The 14,697-nt window shown below is 68.0% G+C and carries 12 protein-coding genes; 6 read left to right on the top strand and 6 right to left on the bottom strand.

Annotated elements, in window-relative coordinates:
* Window positions 1–4: 4 nt before the first annotated feature.
* Complete coding sequence (gene glpK, locus METFAM1_RS0105995; protein WP_019918698.1) at window positions 5–1,516, bottom strand: glycerol kinase GlpK; 1,512 nt, start codon at window positions 1,514–1,516, stop codon at window positions 5–7.
* A gap of 192 nt (window positions 1,517–1,708) precedes the next feature.
* On the opposite strand from glpK, the gene METFAM1_RS0105990 reads away from it, so the two are divergent.
* The 3 genes from METFAM1_RS0105990 to METFAM1_RS0105980 all read left to right on the top strand — a co-directional run bounded on the left by METFAM1_RS0105990 (window position 1,709) and on the right by METFAM1_RS0105980 (window position 5,737).
* On the top strand, window positions 1,709–2,731 hold the full coding sequence (locus METFAM1_RS0105990) for an LLM class flavin-dependent oxidoreductase (protein ID WP_019918697.1): 1,023 nt from the start codon (window positions 1,709–1,711) through the stop codon (window positions 2,729–2,731).
* Between the two features lie 97 nt (window positions 2,732–2,828).
* Window positions 2,829–5,447, top strand: coding sequence for an alanine--tRNA ligase (gene alaS, locus METFAM1_RS0105985; RefSeq protein WP_019918696.1), 2,619 nt, complete (start codon window positions 2,829–2,831; stop codon window positions 5,445–5,447).
* The gene (locus METFAM1_RS0105980; RefSeq protein WP_019918695.1) at window positions 5,444–5,737 is read left to right on the top strand and encodes a hypothetical protein; all 294 of its coding nucleotides are present in this window, start codon (window positions 5,444–5,446) and stop codon (window positions 5,735–5,737) included. The genes alaS and METFAM1_RS0105980 overlap by 4 nt, the downstream gene beginning before the upstream one ends.
* Window positions 5,738–5,800: 63 nt before the next feature.
* Here METFAM1_RS0105980 and METFAM1_RS0105975 read toward each other — a convergent pair whose 3' ends face one another.
* The 4 genes from METFAM1_RS0105975 to METFAM1_RS0105960 form a co-directional block, all read right to left on the bottom strand.
* Window positions 5,801–6,640, bottom strand: coding sequence for an HDOD domain-containing protein (locus METFAM1_RS0105975; RefSeq protein ID WP_019918694.1), 840 nt, complete (start codon window positions 6,638–6,640; stop codon window positions 5,801–5,803).
* A 19-nt stretch (window positions 6,641–6,659) separates the two neighbouring features.
* Window positions 6,660–7,895, bottom strand: coding sequence for an EAL and HDOD domain-containing protein (locus tag METFAM1_RS0105970; protein ID WP_019918693.1), 1,236 nt, complete (start codon window positions 7,893–7,895; stop codon window positions 6,660–6,662).
* Window positions 7,896–8,014: 119 nt separating this feature from the next.
* A complete protein-coding gene (locus METFAM1_RS0105965) occupies window positions 8,015–9,391 on the bottom strand; it encodes a phosphomannomutase/phosphoglucomutase (RefSeq protein WP_019918692.1) in 1,377 nt (458 codons plus the stop codon).
* Between the two features lie 108 nt (window positions 9,392–9,499).
* Window positions 9,500–10,069 (bottom strand): TetR/AcrR family transcriptional regulator, encoded by a 570-nt coding sequence (locus METFAM1_RS0105960; RefSeq protein WP_019918691.1) that lies wholly within the window; start codon window positions 10,067–10,069, stop codon window positions 9,500–9,502.
* A gap of 116 nt (window positions 10,070–10,185) precedes the next feature.
* Here METFAM1_RS0105960 and METFAM1_RS0105955 point away from each other — a divergent pair, with 116 nt between their 5' ends.
* From METFAM1_RS0105955 to METFAM1_RS0105945, 3 genes are all read left to right on the top strand, one after another.
* Window positions 10,186–10,938, top strand: a complete 753-nt coding sequence (locus METFAM1_RS0105955; RefSeq protein ID WP_019918690.1) for an electron transfer flavoprotein subunit beta/FixA family protein — start codon at window positions 10,186–10,188, stop codon at window positions 10,936–10,938.
* Between the two features lie 10 nt (window positions 10,939–10,948).
* A complete protein-coding gene (locus tag METFAM1_RS0105950; protein WP_019918689.1) occupies window positions 10,949–11,884 on the top strand; it encodes an electron transfer flavoprotein subunit alpha/FixB family protein in 936 nt (311 codons plus the stop codon).
* A gap of 78 nt (window positions 11,885–11,962) precedes the next feature.
* Window positions 11,963–13,747: an acyl-CoA dehydrogenase gene (locus METFAM1_RS0105945; RefSeq protein ID WP_024300515.1), complete on the top strand. Its 1,785-nt coding sequence runs from the start codon at window positions 11,963–11,965 to the stop codon at window positions 13,745–13,747.
* Between the two features lie 353 nt (window positions 13,748–14,100).
* On the opposite strand, the gene METFAM1_RS0105940 is transcribed toward METFAM1_RS0105945, so the two are convergent.
* On the bottom strand, window positions 14,101–14,697 hold the full coding sequence (locus METFAM1_RS0105940; protein WP_019918687.1) for a response regulator transcription factor: 597 nt from the start codon (window positions 14,695–14,697) through the stop codon (window positions 14,101–14,103).

Raw genomic sequence — 14,697 nt, 5'->3', positions numbered from 1 at the left:
CAGGTCAGGCGGTGGCGCGCGCGTAGTCCAGCGTGGCTGCGATGGCTGCCTGCCAGCGCGGCGCCAGGCGGGCGTGAAGATCGTGCTGTTGCGCTTCGAAGGCGCGGCCGTCGTCCTCTGGTAACGACATGTCGACACCGCAGCCGCGCGCCGCCAGCAGCGCGGCGCCAAGCGCTGTCGTTTCCTGTGTCGGCGCCACGCGCACGGTGCAGCCGAGCAGGTCGGCCTGCATCTGCATCAGCAGCGCGTTGGCGGTGCCGCCGCCATCGACCCGCAGTTCGCGCAGCGCGGCGCCGGCGTCGGCTTCCATCGCCCGCATCACGTCCAGCGTCTGCAGCGCGATCGATTCGAGCGCGGCGCGCGCGATGTGGGCGCGTGTCGTGCCACGGCTCAGACCGAACATCGTTCCGCGCGCCGCGGCCGACCAGTGCGGTGCGCCCAGCCCGGTGAAGGCCGGCACCACGGTCACGCCGCCGCTGTCCGGCACGCTCGCAGCCAGCGCCTCGACGTCGCCCGCGCGGGCGATCAGACCGAGCCCGTCGCGCAGCCACTGCACCAGTGCGCCGGTCACGAACACGCTGCCTTCCAGCGCGTACTCGATCGTGTCGGCGGTCTGCGCAGCGCAGGTGGTGAGCAGGCCGTGCCGCGACGCGATGGCGTGGCGGCCGGTGTGCATCAACATGAAGCAGCCGGTGCCATAGGTGTTCTTCGCCAGACCGGGCGCGTTGCAGCCCTGGCCGAACAGCGCCGCCTGCTGGTCGCCGGCGATGCCGCTCACCGGCAGTGCGCGGCCGAACAGCGCGGCGTCGGTTTCGGCCAGCAGGCCGCTGGACGGCACGACCTCGGGCAGCAGCGCACGCGGCACGCGGAACAGCGCCAGCAGCTCGTCATCCCAGCGTCCGTTGCGGATGTCCAGCAACTGGGTGCGGCTGGCGTTGGTGAGATCCGTGATGTGACGACGACCGCCGGTGAGCTGCCACACCAGCCAGCTGTCCATCGTGCCGCAGGCCAGTTCGCCGCGTTCGGCCCGTTCGCGCGCGCCCGGTACGTGGTCGAGCAGCCAGGCGATCTTGCTGGCCGAGAAGTAGGGGTCGAGCACCAGTCCGGCCCGGCTGCGCACGAAGTCCTCGTGGCCATCGGCCCGCAGACGGTCGCAGATGTCGGCAGTGCGCCTGTCCTGCCAGACGATCGCCGGCGCCAGCGGGGTGCCGGTTGCGCGCTCCCACAGCAGCACGGTTTCGCGCTGGTTGGTGATGCCGATGGCGGCGATTCCGTCCGCCTTCACCGCGGCGCGCAGCAGGGCTTCGTGCGCGCAGGCCAGCGTGTCGGTCCAGATGCGCAAGGCGTCGTGTTCGACCCAGCCGGGCTGCGGATAGCTTTGCGGCAGTTCGCGCTGCGCCATCGCGACGACGCGGCCGGCGGCGTCAAATACCAGCGCGCGCGAACTGGTAGTGCCCTGATCGAGCGCGAGAATGAAGCGCTGTGCAGTATTCGAAGAGGCGGTCACGGCGGTCATCCTCCATTCGCGGGTCGATGTGACTGTGGCGGGTACGCGCGCGCTGGCGGCAGGCCCGACGATACCGGGCCGGCGCGTGCTTGCAAACTTTCGCGCCGCCCCGATATCCACTGACATGCCGGCGAGCAGCGCAGGCAGGGCGCGCCGCGCCGACGCCCGCCCTCACCGCAGTACTTTCAAGTTGGAGTCCCGATGTCCGAACCGTTCACCATTCCGCTGTCCATGCTCGACCTGGTGCCGGTCCGCCAGGGCGGCAGCGTGGCCGATGCCTTGCAGGAATCCGTCGCGCTGGCGCGTCATGTCGAGGCGCTTGGTTTCAGGCGCTACTGGCTGGCCGAGCACCACAATATGGACGGCATCGCGAGTGCGGCGACCGCCGTGCTGATCGGCCACGTGGCCGGCCAGACCTCGCGCATCCGTGTCGGCTCGGGCGGCGTCATGCTGCCCAATCACGCGCCGCTGGTGGTGGCGGAAAATTTCGGCACGCTGGCGACGCTGTACCCGGGGCGCATCGATCTGGGTCTCGGCCGCGCACCGGGCGCCGACCGCGCGACCATGCGTGCGCTGCGCCGCGATCTGTCGAGCAACGGCGACGACTTCCCGGAGCAGGTGGCGGAGTTGCGTGCCTTGCTGGCACCGGCGCAGCCGGGTCAGGCGGTGCGCGCGATGCCGGGCGAGGGCACCGAAGTGCCGGTGTGGCTGCTCGGCTCCAGCCTGTTCAGCGCGCAGCTGGCGGCCCAGCTGGGCCTGCCCTATGCCTTCGCCGCCCATTTCGCGCCACGCATGATGCTGGAGGCGGCCCGTCTGTACCGCGAGCTGTTCCGGCCATCTGCCGTGCTAGAGCGGCCGCATCTGATGCTGGGCGTGCCGGTGGTGGCCGCCGACAGCGACGACGAGGCGCGCTGGCTCGCCACTTCGTCGCAGCAGCGCGTGCTGGCGCTGTTGCGCGGCGAGTCGCTGCGGCTGCGCCCGCCGGTGGCCGACATGACGCCGCTGTGGGCCGGCCACGAGAAGGCCTCGGTCGATGCCTTCCTCGCCGAAGCGGTGGTTGGCGGGCCGGATACCGTGCGCCGCGGCCTCGCGTCGCTGGTCGAGCGCACTGGCGCGGACGAGCTGATGGTGGTGACCGACATCCACGATTTCGCGTGGCGCCTGCGTTCCTGCCGCATCGTCGCCGAGGTGGCCGGCGTGAGCGCTGTGCCGGCCGTCGCCTGAGCGCTGTCGCGGCAATCCGGCCGGCGGCGGCGCGAATGCTAGAATCCGCGACTGTTTTCGCGCCGCAGCGCGCGCCCTGAAATCCTGATTGCCGACCATGAACAGCGCCGATATCCGCTCCGCCTTCCTGAATTTCTTCGCTTCCAAGGGCCACCAGATCGTGGCGTCAAGCTCGCTGGTGCCACACGAGGACCCGACGCTGCTGTTCACCAACGCCGGCATGAACCAGTTCAAGGACGTGTTCCTCGGCTTCGACAAGCGCAGCTACAACCGCGCCACCACCTCGCAGAAATGCGTGCGCGCCGGCGGCAAGCACAACGATCTGGAAAACGTCGGCTACACCGCGCGTCACCACACCTTCTTCGAAATGCTGGGCAACTTCAGCTTCGGCGACTATTTCAAGCGCGACGCCATCGCGTTTGCGTGGGAGCTGCTGACCGACGTGTTCAAGCTGCCGAAAGACAAGCTCACGATCACCGTCTATGCCGAAGACGACGAAGCCTTCGACATCTGGACGAAGGAGATCGGCGTGCCGGCCGAGCGCGTCATCCGCATCGGCGACAACAAGGGCGCGCGCTACGCCTCGGACAACTTCTGGATGATGGGCGACACCGGCCCCTGCGGCCCGTGTACCGAAATCTTCTACGATCACGGCGCACACATTCCGGGCGGTCCGCCGGGTTCGCCGGACGAGGACGGCGACCGTTTCATCGAAATCTGGAACAACGTGTTCATGCAGTACAACCGCGACGAGGCGGGCGTGCTGCATCCGCTGCCCAAGCCCAGCGTGGATACCGGCATGGGTCTGGAGCGTATCGCCGCGGTGCTGCAGGGCGTGCACAGCAATTACGAAATCGATCTGTTCGTCGCGTTGATCGCCGCCGCCGCGCGCGAAACGAACACCACCGATCTCGACAATCCGTCGCTGAAGGTGCTGGCCGACCACATCCGCGCCTGTTCCTTCCTGATCGCCGACGGCGTCATTCCGGGCAACGAAGGTCGCGGCTACGTGCTCCGCCGCATCATCCGCCGCGCCATCCGCCACGGCTACAAGCTGAGCGCGCGCGCCGCCTTCTTCCACCGCATGGTGCCGGACCTGGTGGCGCAGATGGGCGCCGCCTACCCGGATCTGGCGGCGGCGCAGCAGAAGGTGATGGACGTGCTGCGGCAGGAGGAGGAACGTTTCTTCGCCACCATCGCCAACGGCATGGACATTCTCGAATCGGCGCTGGCCGCGCTGGCGCAGGGCGCCGCGCTGGACGGCGAGACGGCGTTCAAGCTGCACGACACCTACGGCTTCCCGCTCGACCTGACCGCGGACATCTGCCGCGAGCGCGGCGTGACCGTGGACACCGAAGGCTTCGACGCCGCGATGGCGCGCCAGAAGGAACAGGCGCGCGCCGCCGGCAAGTTCAAGATGGCGACCGCGCTGGAATACGACGGCGTGCAGACCACTTTCCGTGGCTACGACATGCTGGACGCGGCGGGCAAGGTGGTCGCGCTGTACCGCGACGGCGCGCCGGTGAATGAACTGCACGAGGGCGAACTGGGCGTCGTCGTGCTCGACGAGACGCCGTTCTACGCCGAATCCGGCGGCCAGGTCGGCGACCGCGGCGAACTGCGCGCGGCGCAGGGCATTTTCAAGGTTGAGGACACGCTGAAGATCCAGGCCGCAGTGTTCGGCCACCACGGCGTGGTCGGCACCGGCCGCATCGCGGTCGGCGACAGCGTGAGCGCGCGCGTCGATGTGCGCGCCCGCGCCGCCACCGCGCGCAACCACTCGGTCACCCACCTGATGCATAAGGCGCTGCGCGAGGTGCTGGGCGATCACGTGCAGCAGAAGGGCTCGCTGGTCGATGCCGACAAGACCCGCTTCGACTTCGTTCACAACGCGCCGATGAGCGACGACGAAATCGCCCGCGTCGAGCGCATCGTCAATGCCGAAATCCTTGCCAACGCGGCCACCCAGGCGCGCGTGATGGCGATCGAGGACGCACAGAAGTCGGGCGCGATGATGCTGTTCGGCGAGAAGTACGGCGACGAGGTGCGCGTGCTGGACATCGGTTCGTCGCGCGAACTGTGCGGTGGTACCCACGTCGCGCGCACCGGCGACATCGGCCTGTTCAAGATCACGGTCGAAGCCGGTGTGGCCGCCGGCATCCGCCGCGTCGAGGCGATCACCGGCGAGAACGCGGTGGCTTTCGTGCAGCGTCAGGACAAGCTGGTCAGCGAAGCGGCTGCCGCATTCAAGGCGCCGGCGGCCGAACTGCCGGCCAAGATCGCGCAGGTGATCGACAACGTGCGCGCGCTGGAAAAGGAAATCGCCCGCCTGAAGAGCAAGCTCGCCGCCAGCCAGGGCGACGAACTGGCCGCCCAGGCGGTGGCCGTCGGTAGCGCGAAGGTGCTGGCCGCGGTGATGGAAGGTGCCGACGTGCCGGCGCTGCGCGAAACGCTGGACAAGCTGCGCGACAAGCTCGGCTCGGCCGCCATCGTGCTGGCCGCAGTGAACGACGGCAAGGTGAGCCTGATCGCTGGCGTCACGCCGGATCTGACGGCGAAGGTGAAAGCCGGCGAACTGGTCAATTTCGTCGCCGGTCAGGTTGGCGGCAAGGGCGGCGGCAAGCCGGACATGGCGCAGGCCGGCGGCACGCAGCCAGAGAACCTGCCGGCGGCGCTGGCCGGCGTCGGCAAATGGGTGGAAGGAAAGCTCGGATGAAAATCGCTGCAGTGTTGCTGATGGCGCTGGCGTCGGCCGGCGCGCTGGCCGGCGAGGGCGCGGTGATCGAGGCGACCACCGCAGCTGGCGACAAGGTCGAACTGATGCCGGACGGCCGCTGGCGCTTCATCGATCAGGCCAAGCAGGCCGAGGCGAAGAAGGTGGCCGACACCTACCCGCAGAACCACCTGCGGCCGGAAGGCGCGCAGGGCGGCTGGTTCGGCACCCGCACCATCCTGCCCGGCGACAAGGACTACAACCGCGGCACGCTGAACCCGAAGATGCGCTGAACGCCGGAAACGAAAGAAGCCGCCCGCGGGCGGCTTCTTTCGTTGGTGCGGTGCTGGGCGTCGTCAGTCCGCCTGTCCGTCACCCGCCGCGTGCTCGGCGCAGGCGCGGATATCGTGCAGGATGCCGGCGGCGTCGAGCCCGCACATGTCGGTCACCGTGCTGTCCAGCCGCTGCACGATGTCCTCCGGCGCGGTCTGCTGTTCGAGTTCGAACGCGCACTGCGCAGACACGTAGGCCAGACGCGCCAGCAGGCTGGCATCGGGATTGCGCGGCTGACAGTAGTACTCCAGCGCGCCGGCAATGTCGTCCGGGAAGTTCCAGCGCATCGCCAGCTCAGCACCGACTTCGCAGTGGTTGGTGTTCAGCTTGTGCTGCTCCACCGTCGCGCGTTCGCTCATGCCCAGCCCCTGGCACTCACGCAGGATTTCATCGGCGACGCGCGGGAAGGCGATGTGGATCATCAGCTGGCCGACGCGCAGCATGAGCCCAGCGCTGTAGGCGCGCTCCGCGTTCTCGCCGGCACGCTTCGCCAGTTGCGAGGCGATCGATGCGGTAAGCAGGGCATGGCGCCAGAAGACCTGCAGATCGACGCCCGGCACCTTGGGGAAACTGCTGCTGATGCCGGCCGAAATCACCAGCGTGCGCATCGCCCGCGTGCCGATCAGCGACACCGCCTCGTCGATCGACCCCACCGCGCGGCGGCTGCCGTAGTAGCCCGAATTCGCGAGTTTCAGCACGCGCGCCGAAATGGTCGGGTCGGTGCGGATTTCGCCGATCAGCGGCAGCAGGTCGGCGTCTTCGTCGCGCAGCGTTTCTATCATCTTCTGCACGACGCGCGGAATGCTCGGCAACTGGCCGGCGGCGGCGAAAAGGCGTTCGATGGCGTGGGTACGGGAAATCATTGCTGCCTCTTTCCGGCAATCATTGTCCGAGGCCAGCGGCCCAGCTCATGGCTTCGGACACGGCAACGGTGAAGTCTTCGCCGCTCAGCGGCGGCAGGGTGGCCAGCGTGGCGGCGAAGTCGGTCACGGCGTTTTCTTCCCAGCTGCGCAACAGCCGGAGCAGTGCGCCCAGCGTGCCGGAGCCGTCGGTCAGTGCGCCGTGGATCGCTGGATCGACGGCCAGCGTCTTCAGCACCTCGTCCATCGACACGCCCAGCAGGGCCGGCAACAGCGACAGGATGCCGGTCAGGAATGCACTGTCGGGGTCGCCATCGCGCATGTCGCAGCGCTCGGCCAGCAGCTCCATCGTGCGGGCACGCGTCGCGACCATGTTCAGCAATGGCATCTGTGCCTTGCTGTTGCCCTGCGTACAGAACAACAGCAGTTGCAGCCAGCGCTGAAGCTGACGGCGGCCGAGCAGCGTGATCGCCTCGCGCGCGGTCGAGATCTGGCGATTGCTGCCGCTGCCGATCGAGTTGGTGATGCGCATCAGGTTGACCAGCAGCGCCGGCTCCTGCTTGATCAGTGGTTCCATCGCCGACGTTTCGGCATCGCCGATCACCATGCCGAGCAGGCGCAAAAGGGTGGTTTCGCCGGCGCTCAGCGTGCGTGTGCTCAGCACGCTCGGGCGGGCGAAGAAATAGCCCTGGAAGTACGTGAAGCCCAGTTCGTGGCAGCGCCGGGCCTGTTCTGCGCTGTCGACCTTCTCGGCCAGCAGCTTGGCCGAATAGGGACGGAAACGTTCGACCACATCGGGCAGTGCGTCGGCGGCAACGCCCAGCAGGTCGATCTTGATGAAGGAGGCGATCTCGACCAGCGGCTTGTAGCCTTCTTCGAGGTCGAGCACGTCGTCGAGCGCCAGCCGGAATCCCTTGCGCACCAGTTCGCGCGCACGATCGATGACTGCGGGCGTTGGCGGAATGGTTTCAAGCAGTTCGATGACGATCTTGTCGGCGGGTAGCAGTTCGAGCGCTTCGGACATCAGCATGTCTTCGCTGACGTTGATGAAACCGAAGGCGTCGCCCAGCGCCTGCTCGAGGCCGAGTTCGTTGAACACCGAGGTGATCACCCGCGCAGTGGCGCTGACTTCGCACTGAACGTCAGCGTGTTCCACGTGGCCGGAGCGGAACAGCAACTCGTAGGCGTAGAGCGCCTGGCTCCGGTCCAGTATGGGCTGGCGGCCAACGTAGATGTTGTTTGTGGCTGCGGTGAGCATGCTTCTGTTGTCGGCATGCCGGCCGCCACATTTAGGGTGCCGCAAGAGTTTATTTCACGCCGGTGACGGTCGCTGGAGAGCGCCGGAAACCGGCGCCCGGGCGCCGGAGCGGATCGCCTTCAGAACGGCAGGGCGAGGTCGGGGCGTGCACTGCCAAGCACGCGGCGGAAATCGGCCTGGATGCGTTCGAGCGCCGTGGTGTTGTCCGCCTCGAAGCGCAGCACGACCACCGGCGTCGTGTTCGATGCCCGCATCAGCCCGAAACCGTCGGCGTATTCGACGCGCAGTCCGTCGATCTTGATGATGTCGCGCGCGCCGTCGAACACCGCCGACTGCTGCATTGCGGCAATCAGCGCGTGCGGCTCGCCCTCGTTCATCTTCAGGTTCAGTTCCGGCGTCGAGGTGGCGGTCGGCAGTGCCTTCAGCACGGCATTGCCGTCCGGCGAGGCGGACAGGATTTCCAGCAGCCGCGCGCCGGCGTACAGGCCGTCGTCGAAACCGAACCAGCGCTCCTTGAAGAACATGTGGCCGCTCATCTCGCCGGCCAGCGCGGCGCCGCTCTGCTTCAGCTTGGCCTTGATAAGTGCATGGCCGGTGTTCCACATGACCGGCTCACCGCCATGTTCGCGCACCCAGGGCGCCAGCAGGCGGGTGCATTTGACGTCATAGACGATCTGCGCGCCCGGCTGGCGCGACAGCACGTCGGCGGCGAACAGCATGAGTTGGCGGTCCGGGTAGATGATTTCACCGTCGCGGGTGACCACGCCCAGGCGGTCGCCGTCGCCGTCGAAAGCGAGGCCGATCTCGGCGTCGCCGGCGGCCAGCACGCGGATCACGTCTTCGAGATTCTCCGGCTTGGACGGGTCCGGATGGTGGTTGGGGAAGTTGCCATCGACCTCGCAGAACAGCGGCACCACTTCGCAGCCCAGCGCTTCGAACAGGCGCGGCGCGATATCGCCGGCGACGCCGTTGCCGCAATCGATCACCACCTTCATCCGGCGCTTGAGCTTCACGTCGGAGGTGACGCGGGTGATGTAGGTATCGCGCACGTCGGCGTGGCGGGTGGTGCCCTGACCGTGCACCAGATCGTTGTCGATGATGCGGCGGCGCAGGTCCTGGATCATGTCGCCGTACAGCGTCTGACCGCCCAGCACCATTTTCAGGCCGTTGTAGTCGGGCGGGTTGTGGCTGCCGGTCACGCTGACCGCGCTGTCGGTGCCGAGGTCGAAGGCGGCGAAATAGGAGAGCGGTGTCGGCACGCAGCCGATATCGAGCACGTCGACGCCAGCGGCGTTGATGCCTTCGGCCAGCGCGCCGGCCAGTTCAGGGCCCGACAGGCGGCCGTCGCGGCCGACGGCGATGGTGCGCTGACCGCGCTTCACCGCCTCGGAGCCCAGTGCGTGACCGATGGCGCGCACTGCGTCGGCGGTCAGCGTCTTGTCCACGATGCCGCGGATGTCGTAGGCCTTGAAGATTTCGGGTGCCGGGAAGGACATCGGTTTTCCTTTCTGCGTTCTGTTCTGTTGTAGGCCCGCACGGATGCGGCATTGCATCAATTATCCCGTGCGAACGATGACGGCCGCGCGGCATTGTTTTGCAAAATATCAACGGCCCGTGATCAGGTTGGCGATGAACTGGCGTGCCGCCGCCGGTCTCGCCGTGTCACGCGGAACATCCATCATGCCCAGGCCGAACACGTAGGCATACAGCAGCAGGCTGCGATTGGTCGCTTCGTCGGCGTCGCAACCGGCGGCGCGGAACAGCGCGGCGGCGCATTCCAGCCGCACGCTGTCCACCTCGTCGACGGCGGCGCGAGCCGCTTCGTCGTGGCGCGCCCAGTCGCGCAGCGCCAGTTCGACCTGCATGCCGCGGCGGTTGCGCGCCAGGCTGTAGGTGTCGATCACGTGCTGCAGTTGCGCGATTTCGTTGCCGGGCGCAGATTGCGTGCGGTTGCGGATGTCGTCGATGCGGCCGGCGCGCCAGTGCTCCAGCACGGCGTCGAGCAGGGCGCGGCGGTCCTTGAAGTGCCAGTAGAAGCTGCCCTTGGTCAGGCCGAGACCGCGCGCCAGCGTTTCCACCCGGACGCCGTCGACGCCGCTGTCGGCCAGGGTCTGGGTGGCCGCGCGCACCCAGGTGTCGCGGTCGGTCTGCGGGCGGGCGGCGGTGTTGGGCATGGCGGTATTCCTGCGGCGTGGTTGACCTCTACGGGAAGCATACGGTAGCGTATGGGCTGAACATACGCATCCGTATGGGTGCGTGCAACCGTGAGCGGCACACAGGAGGCACAGGCATGAAGATTGTGGTCCCGGTCAAGCGGGTGATCGATTACAACGTGAAGATCCGCGTTGCCGCCGATGGCAGCGGCGTCGAAACCGCGAACGTGAAGATGTCGATGAATCCGTTCGACGAAATCGCGGTGGAAGAGGCGGTGCGGCTGAAGGAGGCGGGTGTGGCGACCGAGGTGGTCGCGGTGTCCTGCGGCGTCGCGGGCTGCGTCGATACGCTGCGCACCGCGCTGGCGCTGGGTGCCGACCGCGCGATCCACGTGAATACCGATGTCGAACTGCAACCGCTGGCGGTGGCCAAGCTCCTCAAGGCTGTGGCCGGTCGCGAACAGCCGCAGCTGGTGATCTGCGGCAAGCAGGCGATCGACGACGACGCCAACCAGACCGGCCAGATGCTGGCTGCGCTGCTGGGCTGGGGGCAGGCCACCTTCGCATCGAAGGTCGGCGTCGCCGACGGTCGCGCGACCGTGACGCGTGAAATCGATGGCGGTCTGGAAACCGTCAGTGTGGCGCTGCCGGCGGTCGTCACCACCGATCTGCGCTTGAACGAACCGCGCTTCGCCAGCCTGCCCAACATCATGAAAGCGAAGAAGAAGCCGCTCGACACGGTGACGCCGGACGAACTGGGCGTCGATGTCGCGCCGCGCCTGAAAACGCTGAAGGTGGCCGAGCCGCCGAAGCGTCAGGCCGGCATCAAGGTGGCCTCGGTGGCCGAACTGGTCGCGAAGTTGCGCGACGAAGCCAAAGTGCTGCGCTGAGGAGCCCCACATGAGCATTCTGGTCATTGCAGAACACGACAACGCCGGCCTGCGCCCGGCCACGCTGAACACTCTGGCCGCCGCGGCGAAGCTGGGCGGCGACATCACCGTGCTGGTCGCCGGCAGCGGCTGCGCGGGCGCCGCTGCAGCCGCTGCCGCGGTGCCGGGTGTTGCGAAGGTGCTGAGCGCCGATGCCGCCCATCTGGCTCACCCGACTGCCGAAGACCTCGCCGCAGCGGTGCTGGCGGTCGCCGCCGGCCACAGCCACGTGTTGGCACCGGCCGGCAGCTTCGGCAAGAACTTCATGCCCCGCGTCGCGGCGACACTGGACGTGGCGCAGATTTCCGACATCGTCGAGGTGGTGTCGGCCGACACCTTCGTGCGCCCGATCTACGCCGGCAACGCGCTGGCGACGGTGCAGAGCGCTGATCCGGTCAAGGTGATCACGGTGCGCGCGACCGCCTTCGACCCGCTGCCGGCCACTGGCGGTGCCGCGCCGGTCGAGGCGGTGACGCCACCGGCGGCGACCGGGCTGTCCGCCCATGTGTCGCAGGAACTGTCGCAGTCGGCCCGCCCGGAACTGGGTGCCGCGCGCGTCGTCGTATCCGGCGGGCGCGGGCTGGGCAGCGCCGAGGCCTATCACAGCGTGCTCGAACCGCTGGCCGACCGGCTCGGCGCCGCACTGGGCGCCAGCCGCGCCGCCGTCGACTCCGGTTACGCACCCAACGACTATCAGGTCGGCCAGACCGGCAAGATCGTCGCCCCCGACATCTATATTGCAGTCGGGCTGTCCGGTGCCATCCAGCACCTGGCCGGCATGAAGGATTCGAAGGTGATCGTCGCCATCAACAAGGACCCGGACGCGCCCATCTTCCAGGTGGCCGACTACGGTCTGGTCGGCGACCTGTTCGAACTGGTGCCGCAACTGGTGCAGGCGCTGGACTGATCCGCAGCGGGCGGCATCCGCCCGCGGCCGTCATTGATCAATTTCGAGGGCCGTCAGAGCCCGATGGAGGAGAGCCTCATGAGCGAATACGTCGCGCCGCTGCAGGACATGCGTTTTGCGCTGGAACTGGCGGGCCTGAACGAAGTGGTGACCTTGCCCGGTTACGAGGACGCGAGCCCGGACGTCGTTGACGCGGTGCTCGAAGAGGCGGCCCGCTTCACCGGCGAGGTGCTGTCGCCGCTGAATCGGGTAGGGGATCGCGTCGGTGCGAAGCTGGGCGAGGACGGCAAGGTCAGCATGCCGGACGGATTCGCCGAGGCCTATCGCGCCTATGCCGACAACGGCTGGAACGGCATGGGCTGCGACCCGGCGCATGGCGGCGCCGGCATGCCGCACCTCGTGGTGGCGCAGATACAGGAGATGGTGATGGGCGCCAATATGGCGTTCTCGCTGTGTCCGCTGCTGACCGCAGGCGCCATCGAGGCGCTGGCGCTGTGCGGCTCCGACGAACAGAAGGCGCTCTATCTCGAACGCATGGTGAGCGGCGAATGGACCGGCACCATGAACCTGACCGAGCCGCAGGCCGGTTCCGATCTGGCGGCGGTGCGCAGCCGCGCCGAGCCGCAGCCCGACGGCAGTTACCGCGTATTCGGGCAGAAGATATTCATCACCTTCGGCGAGCACGAACTGGCGTCCAACATCGTGCATCTCGTACTGGCGCGCACGCCGGGGGCGCCTGAAGGGGTGAAGGGCATTTCGCTGTTCATCGTGCCCAAGTTCATTCCCGATGCCGACGGCAACCCGGGCGCGCGCAACGACGTGCGCTGCGTGTCGCTCGAACACAAGCTGGGCATACACGCCAGCCCGACCTGCGTGATGGCCTTCGGCGATGCCGGCGGCGCGACAGGCTGGCTGTGCGGCGAAGAGAACCGCGGCATCGAATACATGTTCATCATGATGAACGCTGCGCGCTACGCGGTCGGTCTGCAGGGCATCGCGGTGGCCGAGCGTGCGTTCCAGCAGGCGCGCGAGTATGCCAACGAGCGGCGCCAGGGCGGCGAGGCGGGCGTGAAAGGCGGCAGCAGCGTGGCCATCGTGCGCCACCCGGACGTGCGCCGCATGCTGATGCGCATGAAGTCGCAGGTCGAGGCGATGCGCGCGCTGGCCGCGGTCACCGCGGCGGCACGCGACCGCGCGGCGCGCCATGCGGACGAAACCGAACGCACGCGAGCCCAGGCCTTCGTCGAACTGATGATTCCGCTGGTCAAGGGCTGGAGCACCGAAGGCGCGAACGAGATCGCCTCGCTCGGCGTGCAGGTGCACGGCGGCATGGGCTATGTCGAGGAAACCGGCGCCGCACAGTACCTGCGCGATGCGCGCATCACCAATATCTACGAGGGCACGACCGGCATACAGGCGAACGATCTGGTCGGTCGCAAGATCGCGCGCGACGGCGGCGCGGCCGCGCGCGCGGTGATCGCCGACATGCGCGATGTCGTCGCGGCGCTCGATGCGGCGCGGCTGCAGGCGCTGTCCGTGCCGCTGGACGAGGCGACATCGGCGCTCGAACGCTGCGTCGATTTCGTCGTCGCGAACTGGCGCAGCGATGTGCGTGCCGTGCTGGCCGGCGCGGTGCCGCTGCTGCTGCTGTTCGGCCGCGTGGCGGGCGGCTGGCAACTTGCGCGCGGCGCCCTGCTGGCGCAGCAGCGGCTGGCCGCTGGCGAGGGCGACGCCGACTTCCTGCGCGCGAAGATCGTTACCACGCGCTTCTATGCCGATCACGTGCTGAGCGAGTGCGGCGGTCTGGCGCACATGGTGTGCAGCGGCGCCGCCGCCACGCTGGACGACGCGGCGGGTCTGTAGTCCGGCCGCCATCCCGGAACCGGGATTCCGTGGGGGGCTTCTGACCCCGACGGCGGCCGGTGTCGAAGCCAGCGGACTGCAAAGGCCCTGTCGCGGCCAAAGCCGCTCCCACAGGGGCCGCTCCCGCATGGATCGCGCTCGACCCGCGGCCAAAGCCGGAATTCTGTGGGAGGGGTCTTCTGACCCCGACAGCGGCCGGAATCGAAGCCGGCGGACTGCAACGGCCCTGTCGCGGCCAAAGCCGCTCCCACAGGGGCCGCTCCCGCATGGATCGCGCCCGACCCGCGGCCAAAGCCGGGGTTACTGTGGGAGGGGTCTTCTGACCCCGACAGCGGCGCTGAAAGCGCGCCGCGCTACTTCCTCGCTGCCAGTACCTGCGCGAGCTCCACAGCCGAGCGCACACCCATCTTCTCGAAAATGCGGGCGCGGTGGACTTCCACGGTGCGCATGGTGACGCCGAGGTCGCTGGCGATCACTTTGTTCATCTGGCCGGCCAGCACGCGCTCCATCACCTCGATCTCGCGCTGCGTGAGCTGAGCGACGCGTTCCTCTATGGCCTGCGCGGCGGCGCGCTTCGACAGCTGTTGCTGGTGCATGTCCAGCGCAGCCAGCGCGCGGTCCACCAGTTCGTTGTCGTTGAACGGCTTTTCGACGAAATCGAAAGCGCCCTGCTTGATTGCGCCGACCGCCATCGGCACGTCGCCGTGGCCGGTCAGAAAGATGACGGGCATTTCATGGCCGTGCTCGTGCAGCCAGCCGAACAGCTCCAGCCCGCTCATGCCGTCCATCCGGATGTCCAGCAGCAGGCAGCCGCAATGCGCGATCTCGCCGCTGCCGATCAGTGCTTCGGCCGACGGCCAGGTGCGCACGGTGTGGCCGCGCGAGCGGAACAGCCAGCCCAGCGCGTCGCGGATGGCTTCGTCGTCGTCGACGATGAATATCTGGCTCAT

The organism is Methyloversatilis discipulorum (genome assembly GCF_000527135.1).
Taxonomy (GTDB): Bacteria; Pseudomonadota; Gammaproteobacteria; order Burkholderiales; family Rhodocyclaceae; genus Methyloversatilis; species Methyloversatilis discipulorum.
The sequence above is the reverse complement of the archived record's forward strand: the minus strand, read 5'-3'. Positions and strand labels throughout refer to the sequence as shown.

Bases quoted from the DNA above. Each gene is read 5' to 3' on its own strand.
- glpK (WP_019918698.1), bottom strand. From the start codon at position 1,516: ATGACCGCCGTGACCGCCTCTTCGAATACTGCACAGCGCTTCATTCTC.
- METFAM1_RS0105990 (WP_019918697.1), top strand. From the start codon at position 1,709: ATGTCCGAACCGTTCACCATTCCGCTGTCCATGCTCGACCTGGTGCCG.
- alaS (WP_019918696.1), top strand. From the start codon at position 2,829: ATGAACAGCGCCGATATCCGCTCCGCCTTCCTGAATTTCTTCGCTTCC.
- METFAM1_RS0105980 (WP_019918695.1), top strand. From the start codon at position 5,444: ATGAAAATCGCTGCAGTGTTGCTGATGGCGCTGGCGTCGGCCGGCGCG.
- METFAM1_RS0105975 (WP_019918694.1), bottom strand. From the start codon at position 6,640: ATGATTTCCCGTACCCACGCCATCGAACGCCTTTTCGCCGCCGCCGGC.
- METFAM1_RS0105970 (WP_019918693.1), bottom strand. From the start codon at position 7,895: ATGCTCACCGCAGCCACAAACAACATCTACGTTGGCCGCCAGCCCATA.
- METFAM1_RS0105965 (WP_019918692.1), bottom strand. From the start codon at position 9,391: ATGTCCTTCCCGGCACCCGAAATCTTCAAGGCCTACGACATCCGCGGC.
- METFAM1_RS0105960 (WP_019918691.1), bottom strand. From the start codon at position 10,069: ATGCCCAACACCGCCGCCCGCCCGCAGACCGACCGCGACACCTGGGTG.
- METFAM1_RS0105955 (WP_019918690.1), top strand. From the start codon at position 10,186: ATGAAGATTGTGGTCCCGGTCAAGCGGGTGATCGATTACAACGTGAAG.
- METFAM1_RS0105950 (WP_019918689.1), top strand. From the start codon at position 10,949: ATGAGCATTCTGGTCATTGCAGAACACGACAACGCCGGCCTGCGCCCG.
- METFAM1_RS0105945 (WP_024300515.1), top strand. From the start codon at position 11,963: ATGAGCGAATACGTCGCGCCGCTGCAGGACATGCGTTTTGCGCTGGAA.
- METFAM1_RS0105940 (WP_019918687.1), bottom strand. From the start codon at position 14,697: ATGAGCCAGATATTCATCGTCGACGACGACGAAGCCATCCGCGACGCG.